At 47.2% G+C, this 23,392-nt stretch carries 21 protein-coding genes; 11 read left to right on the top strand and 10 right to left on the bottom strand.

The features are described 5' to 3' along the window. The first annotated feature begins 30 nt into the window (after positions 1-30). The 4 genes from ACINWC323_RS15480 to ahr are packed head-to-tail and all read left to right on the top strand — an operon-like array spanning position 31 to position 2,476. Positions 31-567 (top strand): M23 family metallopeptidase, encoded by a 537-nt coding sequence (locus ACINWC323_RS15480; RefSeq protein ID WP_005228094.1) that lies wholly within the window; start codon positions 31-33, stop codon positions 565-567. Between the two features lie 9 nt (positions 568-576). Then, the gene (locus ACINWC323_RS15485) at positions 577-822 is read left to right on the top strand and encodes a hypothetical protein (protein ID WP_005228096.1); all 246 of its coding nucleotides are present in this window, start codon (positions 577-579) and stop codon (positions 820-822) included. A 34-nt stretch (positions 823-856) separates the two neighbouring features. Then, positions 857-1,411: a DNA-3-methyladenine glycosylase I gene (locus tag ACINWC323_RS15490; RefSeq protein ID WP_009508823.1), complete on the top strand. Its 555-nt coding sequence runs from the start codon at positions 857-859 to the stop codon at positions 1,409-1,411. 39 nt (positions 1,412-1,450) lie between these two features. Further along, positions 1,451-2,476, top strand: coding sequence for an NADPH-dependent aldehyde reductase Ahr (gene ahr / locus ACINWC323_RS15495; RefSeq protein ID WP_009508879.1), 1,026 nt, complete (start codon positions 1,451-1,453; stop codon positions 2,474-2,476). Here ahr and ACINWC323_RS15500 read toward each other — a convergent pair. Beyond that, on the bottom strand, positions 2,473-3,888 hold the full coding sequence (locus tag ACINWC323_RS15500) for an aminotransferase-like domain-containing protein (RefSeq protein WP_009508816.1): 1,416 nt from the start codon (positions 3,886-3,888) through the stop codon (positions 2,473-2,475). The genes ahr and ACINWC323_RS15500 overlap by 4 nt on opposite strands. Before the next feature lie 90 nt (positions 3,889-3,978). On the opposite strand from ACINWC323_RS15500, the gene ACINWC323_RS0118790 reads away from it, so the two are divergent. Continuing rightward, positions 3,979-4,389: a hypothetical protein gene (locus ACINWC323_RS0118790; RefSeq protein ID WP_032881074.1), complete on the top strand. Its 411-nt coding sequence runs from the start codon at positions 3,979-3,981 to the stop codon at positions 4,387-4,389. On the opposite strand, the gene ACINWC323_RS15505 is transcribed toward ACINWC323_RS0118790, so the two are convergent. Further along, on the bottom strand, positions 4,337-5,239 hold the full coding sequence (locus tag ACINWC323_RS15505) for a LysR substrate-binding domain-containing protein (RefSeq protein WP_009508889.1): 903 nt from the start codon (positions 5,237-5,239) through the stop codon (positions 4,337-4,339). The two genes, ACINWC323_RS0118790 and ACINWC323_RS15505, sit on opposite strands and share 53 nt — an antisense overlap. 135 nt (positions 5,240-5,374) lie before the next feature. On the opposite strand from ACINWC323_RS15505, the gene dkgB reads away from it, so the two are divergent. Continuing rightward, positions 5,375-6,181, top strand: coding sequence for a 2,5-didehydrogluconate reductase DkgB (dkgB, locus tag ACINWC323_RS15510; protein WP_009508865.1), 807 nt, complete (start codon positions 5,375-5,377; stop codon positions 6,179-6,181). Between the two features lies 1 nt (position 6,182). Further along, positions 6,183-7,370, top strand: a complete 1,188-nt coding sequence (locus ACINWC323_RS15515) for an MFS transporter (protein WP_009508886.1) — start codon at positions 6,183-6,185, stop codon at positions 7,368-7,370. 37 nt (positions 7,371-7,407) lie between these two features. Here the strand turns inward: ACINWC323_RS15515 and ACINWC323_RS15520 are convergent, their stop codons facing one another. The 6 genes from ACINWC323_RS15520 to ACINWC323_RS15545 all read right to left on the bottom strand — a co-directional run bounded on the left by ACINWC323_RS15520 (position 7,408) and on the right by ACINWC323_RS15545 (position 15,094). Beyond that, positions 7,408-8,058 (bottom strand): START domain-containing protein, encoded by a 651-nt coding sequence (locus tag ACINWC323_RS15520; protein WP_009508835.1) that lies wholly within the window; start codon positions 8,056-8,058, stop codon positions 7,408-7,410. A gap of 96 nt (positions 8,059-8,154) precedes the next feature. Beyond that, entirely contained in the window at positions 8,155-8,976 is an 822-nt protein-coding gene (gene dapB, locus ACINWC323_RS15525) for a 4-hydroxy-tetrahydrodipicolinate reductase (RefSeq protein WP_009508813.1), read from the bottom strand. A 116-nt stretch (positions 8,977-9,092) separates the two neighbouring features. After that, a complete protein-coding gene (dnaJ, locus tag ACINWC323_RS15530; RefSeq protein WP_005228114.1) occupies positions 9,093-10,208 on the bottom strand; it encodes a molecular chaperone DnaJ in 1,116 nt (371 codons plus the stop codon). Positions 10,209-10,352: 144 nt separating this feature from the next. After that, positions 10,353-10,730: a hypothetical protein gene (locus ACINWC323_RS15535; protein ID WP_009508844.1), complete on the bottom strand. Its 378-nt coding sequence runs from the start codon at positions 10,728-10,730 to the stop codon at positions 10,353-10,355. A 141-nt stretch (positions 10,731-10,871) separates the two neighbouring features. Then, positions 10,872-13,991: an efflux RND transporter permease subunit gene (locus ACINWC323_RS15540; RefSeq protein ID WP_009508861.1), complete on the bottom strand. Its 3,120-nt coding sequence runs from the start codon at positions 13,989-13,991 to the stop codon at positions 10,872-10,874. 2 nt (positions 13,992-13,993) lie between these two features. Then, positions 13,994-15,094, bottom strand: a complete 1,101-nt coding sequence (locus ACINWC323_RS15545; RefSeq protein WP_009508899.1) for an efflux RND transporter periplasmic adaptor subunit — start codon at positions 15,092-15,094, stop codon at positions 13,994-13,996. Positions 15,095-15,245: 151 nt separating this feature from the next. On the opposite strand from ACINWC323_RS15545, the gene ACINWC323_RS15550 reads away from it, so the two are divergent. From ACINWC323_RS15550 to ACINWC323_RS15565, 4 genes are all read left to right on the top strand, one after another. Next, positions 15,246-15,869, top strand: coding sequence for a TetR/AcrR family transcriptional regulator (locus ACINWC323_RS15550; protein WP_009508874.1), 624 nt, complete (start codon positions 15,246-15,248; stop codon positions 15,867-15,869). A gap of 84 nt (positions 15,870-15,953) precedes the next feature. After that, the gene (gene ppc / locus ACINWC323_RS15555; protein ID WP_009508891.1) at positions 15,954-18,635 is read left to right on the top strand and encodes a phosphoenolpyruvate carboxylase; all 2,682 of its coding nucleotides are present in this window, start codon (positions 15,954-15,956) and stop codon (positions 18,633-18,635) included. A 309-nt stretch (positions 18,636-18,944) separates the two neighbouring features. After that, entirely contained in the window at positions 18,945-20,240 is a 1,296-nt protein-coding gene (locus ACINWC323_RS15560; protein ID WP_009508818.1) for a solute carrier family 23 protein, read from the top strand. Between the two features lie 110 nt (positions 20,241-20,350). Further along, entirely contained in the window at positions 20,351-21,247 is an 897-nt protein-coding gene (locus ACINWC323_RS15565; protein WP_009508841.1) for a LysR family transcriptional regulator, read from the top strand. Positions 21,248-21,253: 6 nt separating this feature from the next. Here ACINWC323_RS15565 and ACINWC323_RS15570 read toward each other — a convergent pair whose 3' ends face one another. Together ACINWC323_RS15570 and ACINWC323_RS15575 are read right to left on the bottom strand one after the other, a co-directional pair. Next, complete coding sequence (locus ACINWC323_RS15570) at positions 21,254-21,985, bottom strand: sulfite exporter TauE/SafE family protein (protein WP_009508854.1); 732 nt, start codon at positions 21,983-21,985, stop codon at positions 21,254-21,256. A 79-nt stretch (positions 21,986-22,064) separates the two neighbouring features. Continuing rightward, positions 22,065-23,354, bottom strand: coding sequence for a hypothetical protein (locus ACINWC323_RS15575; protein WP_005228130.1), 1,290 nt, complete (start codon positions 23,352-23,354; stop codon positions 22,065-22,067). Positions 23,355-23,392 lie beyond the last annotated feature (38 nt).

Here is a 23,392-nt window from a genome sequence, read left to right as displayed (position 1 = left end):
CTGCTGTATCTCAAAAGATAAGGAGTTTTTGTGCGCCATCCGATTTCTTATACGTTGCTGGGTGTGTTGATTATTTTACTTTCAGCCTGTGCCACAGCGCCGAAGAAAGCGACACCGTTACCGAATGCACAGGTCAATAAACTAAAAAACATGCGACTGGATAGCCGCTTGCCTGTTCCGGTCAAAGGCGTCAGCCGCAATGAATTACGGGACACCTGGGGCGCTGCCCGCAGTCAAGGTCGTAACCATGAAGGCATTGATATCATGGCAGAGCGCGGCACCAAAGTGTATAGTGCAACTGAAGGCTTAGTTGCTGATTTACGTAATAATAATTTAGGTGGCAAGGTCATCTGGATCATGGGTCCAGCAGGTTCGTGGCATTATTATGCCCACCTCAACGGCCACAAGCGTGGGCTCAATGTCGGGGATTACGTTCGCAAGGGCGATCTGATCGGTTATGTGGGCAATACCGGTAATGCGCGTTATACCGCTCCACATTTACACTATGGTATTTATTTGAATGGCAAAGGGCGTGGAGCAGTCAATCCATACCCGTATTTACGTTAGGAACATACAATGTCAGAAGCATTGATTGAACGTCTGGTTGAGTTTGCAGAGTCAGGCAATCAGCAAAAGATCATCATCAATGGCACCAGCTATCAAGGCTGGATCATGGAAATCAGTGAGGATGCCCTGCTGATCAGCACCGGTTTTGCGGATAAATCCGGCAAAGACTTTTGGCTTAAATTTGCTGATTTAAGCAGCGCAGAACTGTATTATTGGGATACACGCCCAAATGAATGGGTGGCATTCAAACTTTAATTATTCGTACCCATAACAATAAGGAGCATCCAATATGTCAATTCAACGCTGTGGCTGGTGCTCCGATGATCCGCTATATATCGCTTACCATGATCAGGAATGGGGTAAGCCCCAACACGACGAAGCACACCTGTTTGAAATGCTCTGCCTGGAAGGTCAGCAAGCTGGCCTGTCCTGGATCACGGTGCTAAAAAAACGTGAACATTACCGCACCCATTTCTTCGACCATCCGCTTACCGAAATTGCCGCACTGAGCGATGAGCAACTGCAGCTCAAACTCAGTGATACTGGTTTAATCCGTCATATCGGTAAACTGAAAGCGATTCGCGACAATGCCATTGCCTGGCTCAAGCTTAAAGATCAAGTCAGCGATGTTCCGGCCTGGCTATGGAGCTTTGTGGATCAGCAAACTGAACATAATGATGTCATCAATTATCGCGAAGCACCTGCACAAACTGAAACCAGCCAGAAACTCTCCAAAACCCTCAAAAAGCATGGTTTTAAATTTGTCGGCCCGACCACCTGCTATGCCTTTATGCAAGCGGTTGGTATGGTCAATGACCATGAAAATCATTGCCATTTTAAATAATCATAAAGTATAAATTTTCCTTCAACAGGAGTTCCCCCAATGAGCAATAACCAGATTCGTGCTTATGCCGCCATGCAGGCGGGCGAGCAGTTAGTTCCTTATCAATTTGATGCAGGCGAGTTACAGGCGCATCAGGTGGAAGTCAAAGTTGAGTACTGTGGTCTGTGCCATTCCGATCTTTCGGTGATTGATAATGAATGGCGCTCATCAGTGTATCCGGTTGTCGCAGGCCATGAAATTATCGGCACTATCATCGCACTCGGTTCCGAAGCCAAGGGTTTACAGATCGGCCAACGTGTCGGAATTGGCTGGACCGCTGAAACCTGTCAGGCCTGTGATCCCTGTATTGGCGGCAATCAGGTGCTCTGTACCGGTGAAAAGATTTCAACCATCGTCGGACATGCCGGCGGCTTTGCCGATAAAGTCCGCGCTGGCTGGCAATGGGTAATTCCACTGCCAGAAGATTTAGATCCGGAAAGTGCCGGACCACTGCTCTGTGGCGGGATTACCGTATTTGATCCGTTATTGAAACATAAAATTCAAGCCACCCATCATGTTGGGGTGATTGGGATTGGTGGCTTAGGTCATATGGCGATTAAGTTACTCAAGGCCTGGGGCTGTGAAATTACGGCTTTCAGTTCGAGTCCGGACAAGACCGAAGAGCTCAAAGCCATGGGCGCAGATCATGTGGTGAATAGTCGTGATGCCCAGGCAATTAAGACACAACGCGGCAAGTTTGATCTCTTGCTCAGTACCGTGAATGTAACGCTGAATTGGCAAGCCTACCTGAGTACGCTTGCAGCAAATGGCAGTTTACATTTCTTAGGGGTGACTCTAGAACCGATTCCAGTGTCGGTTGGAACCTTGATGAATGGTGCCAAGTCAGTCACCTCCTCACCTACGGGTTCCCCTTTGGCACTGCGCCAGCTGTTACAGTTTGCCGCACGCAAAAATATTGCCCCACAGATTGAACTCTACCCGATGTCGCAGCTGAATGAGGCAATTGAACGACTGCATTCAGGTCAGGCACGTTATCGCATCGTTCTAAAAGCAGACTTCAACTAGTTCAGACTTTTACGCGTCCAGTCCGCCAATTGCTGTATCGCTTGGCGGATTTCTTCGGTTAAGGCATGGCCTGCATTTAAACGCAGAAAATGCTGATAGCGTCGGTCTTCACCAAATACTTCCCCCGGCACAATATTAATGCCCTGCGCCTGCGCCAGATAATACAGTTGCAGACCGGTAATGCTCGCCGGAAGTTGTAGCCATAAGGCATAACCGCCCTGTGACCGGCTCAAGGCAATCGGGATTCCCTGAAATGCCTCTAAAATAAATGCCCGATATTGTTGCACCTGTTGCATGAGTTTAGGTCTCAGTTGATCAAGATGCTCCCGATAACCCCGGCTATAAATAAAATCAGCCAGCCCTAACTGTAAAGGAGTATTTACTCCGATATTATTCGCCAATAAACGTGGTCTTAAATATTGTAATTGTTGTCCTAAACAGAACCAGCCAACACGATAAGCCGCTGATAAGGATTTAGACACCGAGCCACACCAGATCACATAGCCATCCTGATCCCAATAGCGGATGGGTAAAGGTCGCTCCTTCTGAAAACTGCATTCTCCATAAATATCATCTTCCAGAATAAAACACTCATACTGCTGAGCCAGCTTGGCGATGTGCTGCTTCTGCTGATTGCTGAGGCAATAGCCCAAGGGATTCTGAAAATTGGCGGTCATCAAACACAGCTTGGCACTGCCCTGTTGCATAAAATATTCTAAACGTTCCAGATCAATGCCACGATGGTCGGCTGGAATTTCGATAATCTGGCGTTTCAAACTGGCCAGCATTTGCAACTGCCCGTTAAAGGTAGGCGTTGGAATCAGAATGCTATCGCCTTGTTTGGTGATCTGCTGAATCAACAGCGACAACGCGGGCATACATCCATTGCTGATAAAAATATCGTCCGTCGCAACATAGATACCATCTTCGCGCCAATGATCTGACAAGGCCTGCCGCAACTGTTGATGTCCCTGTTTATTGCAATATAGAAAATCTTCTGGCTGACAGTGTTTCAGCGCACGTTGCAAGGAACGGCGCAAGCCCTCGACTGGAATTAGATGGGGAGATAGCTGAATGGCACCCAAAGGGGTCAAATGGTTCTGGATCGAAGCGGTTTGGATCTGGTTCTGCAGGTCTAAATTTGAAACTTGCCGACTCATCGACTCGAACCCGGGACTATCTGGCACGGGACTTTGATATTGTCTCGAACTGACAAAATAACCCGATTTTGCTTTGACATAGATCAACCCTTTGGCTTCCAGCAACTCATAGCATTGTTGCGCCGTACTCAGGCTAATACTGTGCTGACGAGCAAATTCCCTTAAAGAACTCAGCTTCTGTTGTGGCTGTAATTCATGTTGATAGATCTTATGCGCCAGCTGTTCTGCCAGACGTTGATATTGGAAGGTCATCTCTGTACTGCTTTTTTATAAATTTCTGTATCTGTATTGGTTTATACAACACCGTTAAGCTATAAAAATCAACTGCCACAGGATAAACCAATGAAAAATAATATCTTATTTATATACGGCATAATTTTACTGAGCGGCTGTGAACTCAGTGACCAAGCCACCTACCCACAACAACAGGTGTGTAAGTCACTCTCGGAAGGTTACTTACGCCTGCAGAATCAACCGACTTATGAGTTATGGAAAATGGAAAAAGGCGCAGCCACCGCAGAGAGTCGCATCATCAAGATGACCTATAAAAAACCCAATGAAAATGGGGTCATGCTAGCCAGTAACTTATTGCCAACGCTAGAACTGGAATGCAAGCTACAACAGCAACATATTGTGGTGTCTGTCCTGTCAAAAACAGGTCCGTCCATTCCGGTTCTGAATGTGCAGCTTCAAAATGATGCTATTGGCAAACCGAGAAGCCCTGACTTAATTGCTCAGTCAAAAACTCAATAAATAAACGGATACGTTTTGGCAAGTGTTCTTGCTGATAATACACCGCATGGATGCGTTGATAAGAATGTTCGATCTGGTCTTCAAACAGGGCCACCAGATTACCTTCATTGAGGTCTTTCCAGACTTCAAATTCTGATAGTCGTGCAATCCCCTGCCCGCGCAGACACAGTTGCCGTACGGTTTCTCCACTTGAGGCTTTAATTTTAGGCTGGGCCTGAAAATATTCTCCCTCAATCTTTAATGGCCATTTATTGATATAGGCTGGTCGGGTAAAGCCAATCACATCATGTTGAAGCAGCTCTTTTGGCTGTTGTGGAATGCCATGACGACCTAAATAGTCCGGGCTGGCGACAATATAAATCCGGCTTTTACACACCAGTTTGGCATGCAGACTGGAATCATGCAGTTCACCAAAACGGAAAGCCACATCGGTTTTATGCTCCAGCAGATCAATCACCAGATCATTACTATTGAGCTCAATTTCAATGTTGGGATAACAACGGCGAAACTTATGCACCAATGGTGCAATCACATGCAGGATAAACGGTGTGGCCGAATCAATCCGGATGAGACCGGAAGTATCTTGATCGGATTTTTGCAACGCCTCTTCCGCTGCATTTAAGTCACTTAAGATTTTACGGGCATGATTCAGAAATTGTTGCCCTTCTTGTGTTAGTTTTAATTTGCGCGTGGTCCGTTCTAACAAGGTCACTTCCAGCTTTGATTCCAAACGGCTGAGCGAACGGCTGAGACCCGATGCCGTCTGTCCGAGTTTTTCTGCGGCAGCAATAAAGGAACCGGTATCAACAATGGTCATAAAAGCGAGTAATTCTTCAATGGTTGATTTCATTGAACCCTTCAATTATTGATATTTAGTCAACTATATTTTGCAAATTCCTCTATTTTTTAGCAACAATAATTATTGCAAAATTCTACCCATCAACAAAATACGCTCAATTGAGCATGACAAGATTAGGTGAATAATATGCGTATCCCTCAATTTGGTTTAGGTACTTTCCGTCTTAAAGATCAGGCCGTGATTGACTCGGTTAAAACGGCCCTTGATGTGGGTTACCGTACCATTGATACCGCACAGATTTATGAAAATGAAGCGGCTGTAGGCCAAGCCATTGCTGAAAGTGGCGTTGCCCGTCAGGATTTGTTTTTAACCACAAAAATCTGGGTTGATAACTTTGCCGAAGACAAATTTATTCCCAGCTTAAAAGACAGCTTACAAAAACTTCGTACCGATGCCGTCGATCTGACCCTGATCCACTGGCCAGCTCCAGCACTGGGTGTCTCGATTCCGAGCGTGATGCAATTACTTCTGGAAGCGAAACAACAAGGTTTGACCAAACAAATCGGGATCTCGAACTTTAATATTGCCTTGACCCAGCAAGCGATTGACAGCATTGGTGTAGAACACATTGCCACTAACCAGATCGAGCTCAGCCCGTATTTACAAAACCGTAATCTGGTGAACTACTTACGTGAACAAAACATTGACGTGACCTCATACATGACCCTGGCTTATGGCAAAGTGCTGAATGATCCAACCTTGGCTGAAATTGCTGCACAGCATCAGGCAACCACGGCACAAGTCGCATTGGCGTGGGCATTGCAAAATGGTTTTGCGGTGATTCCTTCATCAACAAAACGTGAAAACCTGATCAGCAACTTAAAAGCGCAAGACTTAACCTTAAGTGCAGAGGAAATGCAGCTGATTGCTCAACTAGAACGTAATGGTCGAGAAGTGAGTCCTGAACCATTTGCGCCTGAATGGGACAAATAACATGAGCAGCCGCATCAACCTGCCGTTGCTGGCACTGGCCATTGGCGCATTTGCCATTGGGACAACCGAGTTTTCTCCCATGGGACTGTTGCCCAATATTGCCAATGATCTGGGCGTGTCAATTCCAAGTGCAGGTATGCTGATCACGGGTTATGCACTGGGCGTGATGCTCGGTGCGCCAATCATGACCTTATGGTTTGGTGGTTTTGCCCGTCGCAATGCATTGATTGTACTGATGGCAATTTTTACCCTTGGCAACCTGATTGCAGCCTTTGCGCCGAACTACATGAGCTTAATGGGGGCTCGTCTGCTGACCAGTCTTAACCATGGTGCCTTCTTCGGGATTGGATCGGTGGTGGCAGCCAGTGTGGTGCCAGCCAATAAACAGGCCAGTGCGGTAGCGACCATGTTTATGGGACTGACCATTGCCAATATTGGTGGTGTACCCCTCGCCACCTGGGTCGGACAAAATATTGGCTGGCGTATGTCGTTCCTGGCGATTTCTATACTCGGTGTCATCACCATGCTATCGCTCTGGAAAGCCCTGCCTGCAGGCTCCGTCGGTCAAAAACCGAATGTGAAAATGGAGCTAAAAGTGCTGACCCGCCTGCCTGTGGTGCTGGCGCTGTTGACCACCGTGTTTGGTGCTTCGGCCATGTTTACCTTGTATACCTACATCGCGCCGAGTCTGGTTGAATTTAGCCATGCTTCACCGACCTTTATCACCATGATGCTGGTCTTGATCGGGATTGGTTTCTCTATCGGTAACCATTTCGGCGGTAAGTTTGCAGATATGTCGATCGACAAAACCCTGATTGGTTTTCTGGTCTTGCTGATCAGCTTGATGGTGATTTTCCCATTCCTGGCGCAATCACAACTGGGTGCAGCCATTGGTCTGGTGATCTGGGGTGCGGCAGCATTTGCGATTGTACCGCCTTTGCAAATGCGTGTGATGTCGGTTGCACGTGAAGCATCCGGACTGGCATCTTCTGTCAATATCGGCGCCTTTAATCTGGGCAATGCCATTGGTGCAGCGGCAGGCGGCGCAGTCTTGAGTCTCGGCTTAAACTACACAGCGGTCTCCATGATCGGTGCGGTACTGGCAGGTATTGGTTTAATTCTGGTGTTTATCCAGATCAAGTTGGCCAAGAAACCGGCGGCTCAACTCAAACAATGCCCGCAAGCATAAGCCATATAAAAAAGCCTGATTGAATCAGGCTTTTTTATTACTTCAATAACTCGGGCAACTTCGGTTGCGCATAGATCGGATTGAGCACTTCTTTTTTCATTTTCATCAGCATTTGATAAGGTTGCTGCTGTACAAACATATTCACAAAGCTGAGTGGAATCGAACCTGCCGGATCAGCGTATCCACTGGTGGTCACTTTGACCTTATTGCTGGCCAATTTCTGGAAAGTCCAGTCACCAGCATATTTGCTTAAACGCACCACATCGGGCTGTTCCGGATAATCATCCTGAATGGCATTGTTTTTAATACTGATACTGCCATCCGCGTTCTTGGTCATTTTGCCCTTAATCACCACATCACGGTCTTTTAAGGGGAAAGGAAAATCCAGTACCATGTACAAGGTAAACTCGCCTTTTTTGTCATCCCGCGACAGCATTTTTGCCTTTCCGACATAGGGCACCCATTGCGGTGTACGCTCTACGTCCAACACTACCGCAGCGGCATGTTCCAGTGGTACGTCGAACGTGGTTTCTGCTTTATATTGGATAATCGGATTATTTTCGGTCTGATAGGTCCAGACCTTGATATTATTACGATGTAAGCTCAGCTTGGCCTTATCAGCTGCTGCATTGACGGTAAAGCTGCTGATACTGAGCAGTGTAGCAAGGACGATATGTTTTTTATTCATGTCATGCTCGATTGTTTTAATGATAGCGAGAGCTTGTTTCACTCCTGACGGAAAGAAAGCTCAACAAGCTCTTTTATAGTACCAAAAAGGAACGTTTTATACTTCAATCTCGTTAAAGCCCAAAACATCTTTCATATCGTATTTACGCGCTTCACGGCCAACCACCCAGGCTGCTGCACGAACTGCACCTGAGGCGAAGTTCATACGGTTGGTGGCTTTATGCGTCACTTCAACACGTTCACCTTCACCAATAAACATCACGGTATGTTCACCGACGATATCACCGCCACGAATGGTTTCAAAGCCAATGGTCTGGCGGTCACGCGGGCCGGTATAGCCTTCACGTCCATATACCGCCACTTCCTTCAGGTTACGGCCTAAAGTATCGGCAATCGCCTCACCCATCATGAATGCAGTACCTGACGGTGCATCCACTTTATGGCGATGATGCGCTTCAATGATTTCGATATCCACCGTATCGCCAAATACTTTGGCTGCAAGTTCCAGTAATTTAATCGAAACATTAACCCCCACTGAATAATTGGCAGCGTACACGACCGGTGTATGGGTTGCAGTTTCTTCAAGGAATGCCTTTTGTTGATCTGACATCCCCGTGGTCCCGATCACTATGGCCACACCGGCTTCACGGCACAGCTTCAAATGCTGTTCAGTGGCATCCGGTGCAGTGAAGTCAATCACCACATCACAGTCTTTCAATACTTCACTCAAACTTCCCACGATCTTGACGCCGATGTTGCCAATCCCTGCAAGCTCACCTGCATCTGCACCCACCAGACTGCTTTCCGGACGTTCCACTGCGGCTGCAAGCTGGTAACCTGCCTGTTGTACCGCTTGAATCAGAATACGCCCCATGCGTCCGCCTGCACCCAAGATCCCAATGCGTGGAGAAGTTGACATAATTTTTCCCAGTCTTTTATTTAAACAATTCAGCTACTATAGCAAAACTCTGTGCTTGCGCTAAAAATTTCCCATAAAAAAAACCTGCCGTAGCAGGTTTTTTTTATGAATGCCAATTAGTCAAACAGGCGATCAAAGAATGATTTTTTCTTTGGCGATGAAGCATGACCATCCCCATCAAAAGAGGCTTGGAGCTCTTTCAGCAATTCACGTTGGCGACTGTTCAGGTTCACCGGCGTTTCTACCACAATACGGCAGAGTAAATCACCGACCATGCTGCTACGTACCGGACGAACACCCTTACCACGTAAGCGGAACAATTTGCCTGTTTGTGTACCTTCAGGAATTTTCAAGCTGACACGGCCTTCTAAGGTCGGGATTTCAATTTCTTTACCTAAAGCCGCATCTGCAATGCTGACTGGCACGTCCATATAGAGATCCGCACCATCACGCTGGAAGACTTCGTGTTCACGTACCACGACTTCAACGTACAAATCACCGGCCTGACCATCACGGATCGCTTCACCTTTGCCGGTTAAGCGTACGCGGTCGCCATTGTCCACGCCTGCAGGAATGGTCACTTCAAGTGTTTGCTGACGATCGGCAACGCCTGAACCATGACAGCTCTTACATGGATTCTTGATGATTTTACCTTGACCACGACAGGTACTACAGGTTTGCTGCACCGAGAAGAAACCTTGTTGCATACGCACTTGACCTGCACCATGACAGGTTCGACAGGTTTCGACATCATTCGGATTTTGAGAACCTTTACCATCACAGGTTTCACATGGCGCTGGCGCAGTAAAGGTAATAGTCTTTTTCACCCCTTTAACCGCTTCTTCGAGCGTCAGTTCCATTACATAGCGCAGGTCTGAACCACGGCGTTGGCGTTGTTGCTGACGGCCACCGCCACCAAACGCACCACCAAAAATGTCGCCAAACTGGCTAAAAATGTCTTCTGCGCTAAAACCGCCGAAGCCGCCACCGGCACCACCGAAGCCACCTTCAAAGGCACTGTGCCCAGCACGGTCATACATGCTGCGCTTTTCGCCGTCAGACAGCACTTCATAGGCTTCTGATGCTTCTTTGAACTTTTCTTCAGCTTCTGCGTTGTCAGGGTTACGGTCTGGATGATACTTCATCGCCAACTTACGATAGGCTTTCTTGATCTCATCATCACTTGCGGTTTTCGAAACGCCTAAAACCTCATAATAATCACGTTTAGCCATGGTTGGCGATGCTCCTCACGGAATTTATTCAAATCTAAAAAAACAAATAGGCTCTGCCGACTTTTTATTTCTAAAGTCAACAGAGCCTTAATAGGGGCTGTACGATAAATTTACAAGGTCTAATTCAATAAAAAAGCAGTAAAATTAAAAAACTGCTTTATTTTTAAAGTACTTGGCAATGCCTTTGAGCCATGTATTCAATAAAAATAACCAGGCAATCGAACTGAAGACCACGCCTGCAACGGTCATTGCAGTCACCCAGAGCGCGCTGTCCCACGCAAAAAAGAATAATGGAATAAACCATAAGGCAGCAAAAAAGGCCATCAAGATAAATAACAGCACATTACGCATAATCCACAGTGCATGCGCATGTATCCATACTTCAGCATTATCCACAATCGCAACTTTTCGTGCTAACAGGTAGGCAAACACTGCAAACACGATTGTAAATAATGCAAGAAACATGAACACGTAAGAAATCACCACATAGCGGCGATGCTGCTCAATATTGTCTTGCCCCATGCTCTATATCACCTCATTCACAGCATTGTGCAAAATTTGTCATGCAATGAAATTCAATTATTTTTTGGTCTTAAAATATAGGTGCTACTATATTGAAATTTTCAATATTTCGCACCTTTATTCACAAAATAATTACGATAGTTATGTTGTTTTTTTAACCTTAAACCATGCTGCATAAAGTGCAGGCAGGAAAAACAGGGTTAATAAGGTCGCAACAATCAATCCGCCCATAATCGCAACGGCCATCGGACCAAAGAAAATACTGCGAGATAACGGGATCATCGCCAGTACCGCAGCCAGTGCGGTCAAGACAATGGGACGGAAACGGCGCATGGTGGCATCAATGACCGCATCCCATGGCACATGTCCCGCCTGTATATCCTGCTCGATCTGATCAATCAAAATAAGCGAGTTACGCATAATCATGCCTGACAGTGCGATCGTACCGAGCATTGCCACGAAACCGAAAGGTTTATTAAACAGCAGCAAGAATGCCACCACCCCGATCAACCCCAATGGTGCAGTCAGCAACACAATGGCCGCGCGTGACATGCTGCGTAGCTGGATCATTAATAAAGTCATCACCACGGCCAGGAATAAAGGCATACCGGCATTGACCGAGTTTTGTCCCTTGGCCGACTCCTCAACTGTGCCGCCCACTTCCAGTAAATAACCGCTTGGCAGGTCTGCACGTAAGCTCTGCATCTTGTCTGCCAGCTGTTGCACCACAGTGGCAGGTTGCAAATGCGTGCGAATATCCGCGCGAACGGTAATGGTTGGCAGGCGATTACGATGCCAGATTAAACCCTCTTCAAAGCGCGATTCGATTGTGGCAATTTGCGCCAGTGGCACAGTGCTGCCTTTACTGGTCGGTACCGCCAGACTCGCTAAAGACGCCACTTCAACCCGTTCCGATTGATCGCCACGCAAACGGATTTCAATCAATTCACGTTTTTCACGATATTGATTCATCACCGAGCCCGTGACCGAAGCATTGAGAAAATTGGCCAGATCGACACTGGACACCCCCATTTGACGGGCACGATCCTGATCAATGTCAATCGCAATGATTTTGCTTGGCTCGCCCCAGTCCAGATGCACATTGGTGGTATTTGGATCTTCACTCAGGACTTTTGCAACTTTTTGTGCCTCGGCCCGAACCGTTGCCAGATCTTCACCTGAGACCCGGTACTGCAATGGATAGCCCACAGGCGGACCATTTTCCAGTAACGACACCCGGGTACGCACTTGAGGTAAGAGCTGCTTGATTTGTGTGTCTAGAGAACGACGAATTTCATCCCGATCATCCAAAGATGAGGCCAGCACCACAAACTGGGCAAAGCTGGCTTGCGGCAGTTGCTGATCCAAAGGCAAGTAGAAACGCGGTGAACCCGTCCCGACATAAGCCACATAGTTATCAATGCCTTTTTGTTTGGACAGGAATTGTTCCACCTTATGTACAGCTTGTTCTGTCGCGGTCAGGGAGGCACCTTCTTCCAGTTTTAAGTCCACCAGAATTTCAGCACGATTGGATGGCGGGAAGAACTGTTGTGGCACCAGCTTAAACATCGCCACCGACAACACAAAAATCCCGACGGTCACGGCAATCACGGTTTTTCGATAGGTGATACAGATTTCGACCACACGGCGAAAAGACTGATAAAACTTGGATTGGTAAGGATCATGCTGTTGTCCATGCGCTTCCACAATAGGCGCAGGTTGCTTGCGCAATCTTGCCCACAAGCGCACATACCACGCCGCTTGCTGTTGCTGCTTGGTGAAATCAGGCAGGAGTTTCTCCCCCAGATAAGGCACAAATAACACGGCGGCAATCCATGACACGATCAAGGCAATGGTTACCACCTGGAAAATCGAACGGGTATATTCACCTGTCCCCGATTGAGCGGTGGCAATCGGTAAGAAACCTGCTGCGGTAATCAGGGTGCCTGTCAGCATCGGGAAAGCCGTGGTTTGCCAGGCAAAACCTGCGGCTTTGAGTCGACTGTAGCCCTGCTCCATCTTAATCGCCATCATTTCAACCGCGATAATGGCGTCGTCGACCAGCAACCCGAGCGCCAGAATCAATGCGCCCAGTGAAATCTTATGCAGTCCCACATCGAACAAATTCATGCCGGCAAAGGTCATGGCTAACACCAGTGGAATAGAAAGTGCCACCACCAAGCCAGTACGGAAACCCAGCGAGAAAAAGCTCACCAATAAAACGATGATCACCGCTTCCGCGAGAACTTTTAAGAACTCCTGAATACTGCGTTGTACCGCCACAGGTTGATCAGACACTTTTTGCAGTTTCATGCCCAGAGGTAAGCTTTTTTGCAGGCGGTTAAATTCGGTTTCGAGATTTTTACCCAAGGCAATGATGTCGCCACCTTTACGCATCGACACCGCAATCCCGATCCCGTTCTCGCCCATAAAACGCATGCGTGGCTGGGCAGGTTCGCTAAAGCCACGATAAACCTCGGCAACATCTCCCAGTTGAATGGTTCTGTCACCGACCAGTAATGGCATTTTTTTCAGGTCATCGACACTATGTAAATGTCCACTGACCCGGATTTGAATACGATCCGTGCCTGTTTCAAAGAAACCGGCACCCGCCATATCGTTTTGCTTCTGGATAGCTTCCTGTATCGCGGTGACCGGTACTCCTAATTGCACCGCCTTGGTATTGGACAGTTCAATCCAGATTTTCTGGTCTTGTAGACCGACCAGATTAACCTTGCTGACATCTTTGACCCGTTGCAATTGCAGTTGCAAACGGTCGGCATATTCTTTCATTACCGCATAGTCAAAGTCTTTGCCAGTCAGTACATAGATATTGCCGAAGGTATCGCCAAATTCATCATTAAAGAATGGTCCCTGTACACCGCTTGGCAACTGGGTCCGAATATCATTGACCTTTTTGCGCACGTTATACCAGACATCCGGAATGGCACTGGACGGTAGACTGTCTTTGGCGACAAAGGTCACCAAGGACTCACCCGGACGTGAATAGGCCATGATACGGTCATACTGCCCCGTGGTCATCAACTCTTTTTCAATTCGATCCGTGACCAGGGTCGAGACCTCTTTGGCTGTCGCGCCAGGCCAGTAGGTCTGTACCACCATCACCTTAAAGGTAAATGGCGGGTCTTCACTCTGGGATAGTTTGGAATAGGACATGATGCCGACGATGCCGAGCAGCAGCATAAAATAAAGGATAATGCCCTTATTTTTGAGTGCCCATTCTGAAAGGTTAAATTTCATGTTTAACCTCCCGTTTTAACTTGAATATCGCGGTTATCACGATCGACGGGATGAATTTTTTGCTGATCCCGTAACAAATGTACGCCACCGACCACGACCCAATCCGTGGCTTTTAAGCCGGCAAGGACAGGTACACTATCACGCCCATAAGTGCCTAAGGTCACTGGGACTTTACGAATGGTTTGATTCGTATTCACCACCCAGACATAGGCTTGCTGATCATTGGCAGTGACACTGGATAAAGGCACACTCAGCACATTATTATCCTGTGCGACAAAGAACACCCGCGCACTTTGCCCCAGCTGAATACTGGACTGCCCTTCCAGTAAAGACACTTTCACGGTAAAGGTCCGGGACTGGTCGGCTGCTGGCGAAACCTCACGCACTCTGGCAGCAAAACGTGCATCTGGCTGTGACCACAAGGTGACCCATGCAGGCTGCCCCACTTTAATGCTGCTGACCGCCTGTTCAGGCACACCAAACACCACTTCGCGTTCACCATCAATGGCTAACTGGTAAGCGGCCTGTCCTGCGGCAATCACCTGTCCAATCTCGATCTGACGCTGGGTAATCACCCCGTTTTTATTCGAGATCAGCTGGTTATAACCGGTCTGGTTGGAGGATACTTCATAGTTAGAACGGGCCTGCTGCAAGCTTGCCTGAGCAGATTCATACTGATTTTTGACCGCATCAAATTGCGAACGGCTCACTGCATTGACCGGTAATAACTGCTGATAACGCTGATATTCTTCTGCAGCAATTTTTGCAGCGGCCTGTGCACTTTGTAACTGTGCCTTGGCCGCATTCATTTGCAATTGCGCATCTTTGACATCCAGTTTTGCCAGCACCTGTCCAACTTTGACCCGATCTCCGACATCAACATAACGTTCGGTCACCTGTCCCCCGACACGGAAGGCCAAAGCGGTTTGCTGTCTGGCCTGAACATCCCCGGCATAACTCTTTTGATCAACATGGTTACCACTCGGCTGGGCCACCATGACATAAGGAATTTCCTCGGTCTTGGGAAGCTCTTTCTGGCAGGCGCTGAGGACGACACTACTGACAATGAGTAAGCCCAATATGATAGGATTGATCTGCTTCATCTGTTTGCGCTCTTATTCAAATTGATTTTTAAGGCGTGATATGAGCATTATCATAGATTGTTTATTTTTTAATTAATATACTCACAGGTACATTAATTAAAAAATAAATCTATCTGCTTGATTTTTAAATTCATGAAAAGAGAAAGATAACGTGCAAATCCATAGTGGCCGCCCCAAAGATTTAGAAAAAAGAGCCAAGATTTTACAGGCCGCAAAATCTATTTTTTTAAAAATGGGATACCACGCCACCAACATGAACCAGATTGCCAAAGAAGCGGGTGTCACCAAACTGACGGTGTATAACCACTTTCAGGATAAAAACAATCTGTTTATGTGCGCAATTGAGGAAAGCTGCGAAGAATCGATTCGGGCCAAACAGTTTCAGCTGACGGCGGATTCTGATTTTAAACAGGCTTTGGTTCTGATGTGTCAGCGTGCGTTAAGTATTATTTATCTACCAGAAGCCCTAAAACTGGATTGTTTGCTGTTTGAACTGGCAGCAGAACAAAGCCCCTTAACCCGACAGTTTTTTGATGCCTCACATACCCGCATGTGCCATGTCTGGTGTGATTTTTTTGAACAGGCCATCAGTTTTAAATTTATTCAGGCCGATGAACCGATCAAGCAAACCGAGCTGATCATCTCGCTGATGCTCGGGATCCGTCATCAGCAGGTATTGCTCGGTTTAGCCCCTGTGCCCACGGCAGATGAAATTGATCAGATGATTGAGCATGCCATCGAGATTTTTTTGCTTAAATATCAGACTAAAGTTTAGAGAAATTTCACATTTTTTTACGTTCTGCTCTTGGATTGTCCTTCAATCGCGCTATAGTCGGATGAGAACAACAGGAGAATTAGAATGATTCAGCAAATCACTGCTCCACTACGTGAAGATGTCCGCTTACTCGGCAATTTACTCGGAGAGACCTTAAAGCAACATGCTGGGCAAGATTTGTTTAATCAGATTGAGCAAATTCGGGCATTGGCTAAAGGCGCACGTGACGGCCAGATCGAAGCAGAAAAACAGCTAGAACAATTATTTCTCGGTTTAAAAGATGAAGAGATTCTGCCGCTGACCCGTGCTTTCTCTCACTTTCTGAACTTTGCCAATATTGCGGAACAGTACCATGTGGTGCGCAGCCGCCGTCAGGCCGAGTTTGATGAGCACGCGCCCAGCCCAAATCCGCTGCCGCATTTGTTTGAAAAATTCAAAAACCAGCAGATCAATGCACAACAACTGCTCCAGCAAATCTGTGATTTAAAAATTGAACTGGTGCTGACGGCCCATCCGACCGAAGTCAGCCGTCGTACCTTAATTCAAAAATATGACGATATTACCGATTGCCTTTCCCAATTAGATCAGCAAAAGCTGACCCCGAAAGAGCGTCAGCAAACCATTGCCACGCTCAAGCAATTGATCAGTTCAGCCTGGCAAACCGATGAAATCCGTCAACATCGTCCAACCCCAGTCGATGAAGCCAAATGGGGCTTTGCCACAATTGAGCAATCACTCTGGAATGCGGTCCCTAAATTCGTCCGTGAACTGAATGAACTGACCCAGCAGCATTGTGAACAAAGTCTGCCACTGCATGTTGCACCGATCCGCTTTGCTTCATGGATGGGCGGAGACCGGGATGGCAACCCGAACGTGACCCATCAAGTCACGCAAGAAGTCCTGTGGTTATCGCGTTGGCAAGCAGCTGATCTGTACCTGCGTGATATCGAAAATCTACGCTGGGAATTATCGATTCAAAGCTGTTCCGCTGAAATGACTCAGGCACTGGGCTATGAGCATCCGGAACCCTATCGTGAATATTTACGCGAAACCCGTGAACGTTTAAAAGCCACCCGCTCATGGCTGGCCCATCGCCTGCAAGGCACAGATGCCGATGACAGCAACATCATCAGAACCAAAGATGAATTGTTGGCGCCGCTACTGCTGTGCTACCGCTCACTGATGGATTGTAATCTGGCTGAGATCGCCAACGGACAATTACTCGACTTTATTTATCGGGTCAACTGTTTTGGTATTGAGCTGCTCAAACTGGATATCCGTCAGGAATCAGGTCGCCATCGCCAAGCCATTTCCGCGATTACCGAATATCTGGGTCTGGGTAATTTTGAATCCTGGACCGAGCAGGCCCGCCAGAACTTCCTGATTCAGGAACTGCAAAGTAAGCGCCCCTTACTGCCAAAGTTTTTTAATGAGCCTGAAGGCAGCCTGATTCAGCATTCCGATGTACTGGAAGTGTTTGCCACCATGCGCACCTTGGCCGAACAGCCACCTGAGAGTCTCGGTGCCTATATTATTTCCATGGCGGAATATCCAAGTGATGTACTGGCAGTATTGTTGCTGCAAAAAGAAGCAGGCATCCAGCAGCCGCTACGTGTAGTGCCTTTATTCGAGACCTTGAAGGATCTCGACGGTGCAGCCAAAACCATGAATACCCTGTTCAATATGCATTGGTATAAACAACATATTCAAGGCAAACATGAAGTCATGATTGGCTACTCGGACTCCGCCAAGGATGCAGGCTTTATGTCGGCCAACTGGGCACAATATCGTGCTCAGGAAGAACTGACCGCGATTGCGCAGCAGCATGGGGTGCAATTGACCTTATTCCATGGTCGTGGCGGTTCAATTAGCCGTGGCGGTGCACCGACACAGCAAGCACTGTTCTCGCAACCACCCGGTTCAATTTCAGGCGCGATCCGTGTTACCGAGCAAGGTGAAATGATTCGCTTTAAATTCGGTCTGGAAGGGATCGCCCTGCAAAATCTGGAAATCTATACTGCAGCGACTCTGGAAGCAACCTTGTTACCGCCACCTGAACCGAAACAAGAATGGCGTGACCTGATGAACCAGATGACGGATTTATCGGTACAGGTTTATCGCCAAACCGTGCGTGAAAATCCAAATTTTGTCAGCTATCTGCGTACCGTAACCCCTGAACTGGAATTACAAATGCTGCCGCTGGGTTCTCGCCCTGCCAAACGTAAAGTCAGTGGCGGGATTGAATCGCTGCGTGCCATTCCTTGGGTCTTTGCATGGACCCAGATTCGCCTGATGCTGCCAGCATGGCTCGGTACCGGCACGGCCATCAATCAGGTGCATGGACAACACAAAAACACGCTGGATGAGATGCTGGAACAATGGCCTTATTTCCAGACACTGATTGATATGCTGGAAATGGTACTGTCCAAATCCGATGCCAATATCGCGCTGTATTATGAATCGCATCTGACTCAGGATCAGGACTTAAAAGTGCTTGGTGTCGAGTTGCGCCAACGTCTGCAAAATGCAGTCGATACCCTGCTGAGCCTGAAAGGTGAATCTAAACTGCTGAGCAATAATGAGGTACTGGATCAATCGATGCAGGTACGTAAACCGTATTTATTACCTTTGCATTTATTACAGGCCGAGTTGATGAAACGACGTCGCCTGTATCTGGCAGAGCATCAAACCGAACATAGTCCAGTGGATCATGCCTTGATGGTCAGCATTGCAGGTATTGCAGCGGGCTTGCGTAACACGGGCTAAGTGGCCATTTTCAGAGGGCCATCCGCAGAAATCGTTTCTGTTGATGGCCAGATTGGCAAAATATGCCATTGCGATAAAAAAATTGAAAAAATTTTTAAAATTATTTTAAAAATAAAAGAGTTAATTTTTTAAATTGTCCAGACAAAATAAATAATAATTCCACTAGCTTATTTTGAAACAAATTTTACCAAAAGGTAAAAATTTAAGCTCTAACAGCCTATTGTGACAATCCTCTCAAGGACTTATAGGTGAAAGCTCGTTTTAAGACAGGGTATCATACGCGCTGATATCAAATCATGAGTCTAATTTATGTCCAGTTGGTTTCCAAAATGGCAGCCGTATCAGGGGACGGTCGATCATCGCCCTGTTGCGACCAATGAATATTTACCGCCCTTACAAAGCGCGGTGCTGGGGGTTCAACACGCATTTGCCATGTTCGGCTCAACCGTACTTGCACCTTTATTGATGGGTTTTAGCCCGAACCTGGCCATTTTAATGTCAGGCATCTGTACCATCCTGTTTTTCTTTATGACAGGTGGGCGTGTTCCAAGCTACTTAGGCTCAAGTTTTGCGTTTATTGGCGTGGTGGCAGCGGCAACGGGTCATATTACCGGTTCAGGTGCGAATCCAAACCTGTCCGTCGCACTGGGCGGGATTGTGGTCTGCGGTATCGTATATGCCCTGATTGGCTTTGCGGTGATGCTGACAGGAACCCGCTGGATCGAAAAACTGATGCCACCTGTGGTCACCGGTGCAATCGTGATGATCATTGGTCTTAATCTTGCGCCTGTCACCATTAAAGGCGTTGCGGGTCAGCCTTTTGAAATGTGGATGGCCTTAACTACCGTCCTCAGCATGGGCATCATTGCGGTCTTTACCAAAGGCCTGTTACAACGTTTATTACTGTTGATTGGCCTTTTAATTGCCTATGCCATTTATGCCATTGCCAGCAATGGTCTGGGTTATGGCAAGCCGATTGATTTCTCCCAGATCTCAGCGGCGCCATGGTTTGGTGTCCCAAGCTTCTCGCATCCAACTTTTGATTTGAATGCCATTCTGATCATTGCCCCTGTGGCCCTGATTCTCGTGGCAGAAAACCTAGGGCATATCAAGGCTGTTGGCGCAATGACAGGTGAAAACCTCACGCCACAACTAGGTAAAGCCTTTGTTGCAGATGGTGTCGCAACCACCTTATCCGGCGGTGTGGGTGCACCCGGTATGACCACTTATGGTGAAAATATCGGAGTGATGGCGGTTACCCGCGTTTACTCAACACTGGTGTTTGTGATTGCAGGTATCTTTGCCATTATCCTCGGTCTTTCACCTAAGTTTGGTGCCGTCATTAGTACCATTCCCAATGCAGTACTCACCGGTGCATCTATTGTGGTGTTTGGTCTGATCACCATTGCCGGTGCAAAAATCTGGATCGAAAATAAAGTCGACTTCTCCAACAATAAAAACCTGATCGTGGCTTCAGTGACCATTATTTTAGGGGCGGGTAACTTTGAATTGTTATTTGGTAGCTTCAATCTCGGTGGTATCGGGACGGCAACTTTTGCAGCAATTTTCCTGAACCTGCTGTTCAGTTTAAAAGATAAAAACTAAAAATCTTCAAGGCAGCGCAAGCTGCCTTTTTTCCGTCTTGGACTTCTCCCCTATCTTTATCTTGCTTACTTTTAGTATGATGGCTGTTTATATTTCAATACGTTCCGCTCATGCGTTTCGATTTCTTCGATTTACAACTGCTTCTGCATATTGTTTCGACAGGCAGCCTGACCAAGGGCGCCGAGCTTTCTGCCATTTCCCTGCAAGCCGCCAGCGAACGAATTAAAAAACTCGAACACTATTTTGCAACACCGTTATTTATTCGGCAGACCTCAGGTGTTGAGCTGACCACTGCGGGCCATGCCCTGGCTGAGCATGCCCGACGGCTGATGCAGCAAAAAGATCTGCTTGAACAGGACATGCAACGCTTTCGGCCCACGGCACCTGAATCATTGACTTTATGGTGTAATTCGTCTGCACAGAGTGAATATTTACCGCCGCTGTTACCGCACTATCTGATGCTACATCCCGAGATCAATCTGGACCTACATGAAGCAGAAAGTTCTGAAATCGTTGAAGCATTGACTCAAGGTGTGGCACGCCTAGGACTGGTCTCCAGCTTCTTTGATACCCGTCATTTGCAAACACAGGAGTTTGCCAGTGATCCATTGGTGCTGATCTGTCCCGCTCATCATGCCTTGACCCGGCAAACACAGCTGAATCTGGTCGATGCCTTAGCTTATGGTTTTATTGGCCTGATGCCGCATCATTCTTTGCAGCAATCGATTGAAACGCAAGCCAAGCTCTTGGGTTTCAATATCCAGTATCGGCTACGCTTACCTAACTTTTCTGCCATTGCCGAGGTTGTCGCCAAAGGGGTCGGTATTGCGATTATGCCCGCACGTGCGGCACAGCGTTTACAGCCAGATTATGATTTTTATGCAGTACAATTACATGGCGCCTGGGCCAACCGTAAACTGCTGTTAGCAGCACAGGATTTCGCTCAGCTCCCGCATGCTTATCAACAATTTGCTGAGTTTTTAATGCAACATCGCCCATCCTGTTAACTGCCCTTAATGCGCAATCATATATAAACCTAAGGCCATCAATCCAATAAAGAATAAACGGCGAAAACGTTGCTCGTTAAGTTGATAACGGATTTTTTTACCTAGCCACATCCCCAATAAAGCAGCAACTAAAGCCATCGCAGACAGACGATAATCCAGTGTGATTCCCTCTATCGGATTGTGATGCAGGAAAAAAGCCAGACAGAAGGTGGAAACGGTAAAGGTCAAGCCTAAGGCCTGCACCAGTTCATCCCGTTTCAAATGTAGGGACTGCAAATACGGCACCACTGGAATAATCACCACCCCTGTGGCAACGGTCACTGCACCGCCGATATATCCGACAATAGGTGATAACCAGCGCTCATGTTGCGCCAGATGAGGCAGTCTTTTCACACAGAGACCATACAGTCCATATAACGCCAGCATACAGCCCAGTAAAATCTCACTGCTGTGCCCATGACTCTGGCTTAGGGTCGGTAAAAAGCTCCAGATCGACCCTACCACGATTCCAACCAGTAACGTCCAAAAACGGCGAATAAAGGCCCAGACCCGACCTTCGGCAAACAGTTGCCAGATATTGGTGACCATCGACGGCACAATCAATAAAGACGCAGCCTGAAACGGACTCATGGCAATGGTCAGTAACCCCATAGAGACCGCAGGAAGGCCCAGTCCGATCATGCCTTTAATCATGCCGGCAAAGGCAAAGACCACGATAATAATGGCTAGAAAAGTCACGCTTTAACTCCGATTTTGCATCGAAGCTATGCTACGGAAAAACCGTGGCTTGCCCTATTCTTATTTTTGGGAGTGGGCCTCAATCAAAAGTTGAGGCCATTTTATATTTTTCTTCCAGTACGTTACTGAGAATGCTTTCAATCATCCAGACCCGATACAGGCTATTAAAGACATAGCTATGTCCATCAATCCGTAACTCCAATACCGGAAAATCAGGCTGATGCTTCTGCTGGCACCATTCATCATTTTGCTTTAACTGTGCGTCGATATCCTGTTCAGTCAGCTGCGCAATGTCCAGACGTCTCTGCATCCGTTGAAAATGGGCTTTAAACGACAGGTCTTTGCCCTGTGTCCATACCGCTTCCAGAATTTCATGGATACAATCCACTTGCTGTTCTTCAGGCACGCTATAAAACAGTCGGGCCATTTCATAGGTCGCTTCTCTGGTTGGTCGGCAGAACGGGGTAAATGCGACCTGGGTTCGCTTGGAAACACGAGTTGCCAGGCCCCAGTCAAACCAGTCCCGGCCGTGATAACTCAGCGGATACACCTTCAGCTGGATATTATAATAATTGGCCAGTTCTTCCTGGATATACGCCAATAATAACCAGCTCATCGGGTCTTCAAGCGCGATATACAGATCCAGTTCCGGATGCAAGGCCTGGACTTCGGCCAATGCCTCGGCATCATTAATGAGATGCTCACGCCACTCGATATGATTGATCAGGAAAATGGGATTTCCGGTCAGGAGTTTCTGCTGTTTTAAACGGCGTGTCAGACGTAACAAGTCATCAACCGCCTGATATTTTCGTTCACCAAATTCAAAATAACTGGCGATCACAGGCACGTCTTTGAAAATACGTTCAGGATAATCTTGGGGTTTCTGATGCTGGGAGGCCATTGCATATAAGGTACGCAATTTACCGTATTGCTGCTGCCACAGCATGTGGAAGACATCTTCGAGCAAATGTAAAAAGTTTTGTTCTCTGAGCGGGGTATTTCTTAAAATTGTTTCTGCTTGTTGTAAGGCTTCTGCACTCGGTATTTCTGGGGTTTCATCAAAACCAAAACGATGCTGCTTGGCCAGGATTTTGGCATCATTTAAGCAATAGCTTTGCCAGTCTTGCTTGGACATGCCATTCGGAGGCTCGGCATCTTGCCTCGAAATAATGACTTTTAGCGGTTTGAGCTCATCACTGAGGATCTCATTGAGCTGATCCAGCTCTTGCACTGCCAGATAGCTATACACATCGTCTAGACGCAGGTAAATACTTAAACCCTGTTCCGTAGGTAATTCCGCCTGACGAGAAGGTTTCTGATAGAACCAACTCGATCGTATGGGATCAAACCAACGACGTAACAAAGACATGTCGATAGCCTCTAATGGTCATAAAATGCAAAATGGAT

Source organism: Acinetobacter sp. WC-323, from assembly GCF_000314615.1.
Lineage (GTDB): Bacteria > Pseudomonadota > Gammaproteobacteria > Pseudomonadales > Moraxellaceae > Acinetobacter > Acinetobacter courvalinii.
Note: the sequence above shows the minus strand (reverse complement) of the source record. Positions and strands in the feature narration are given on the sequence as shown.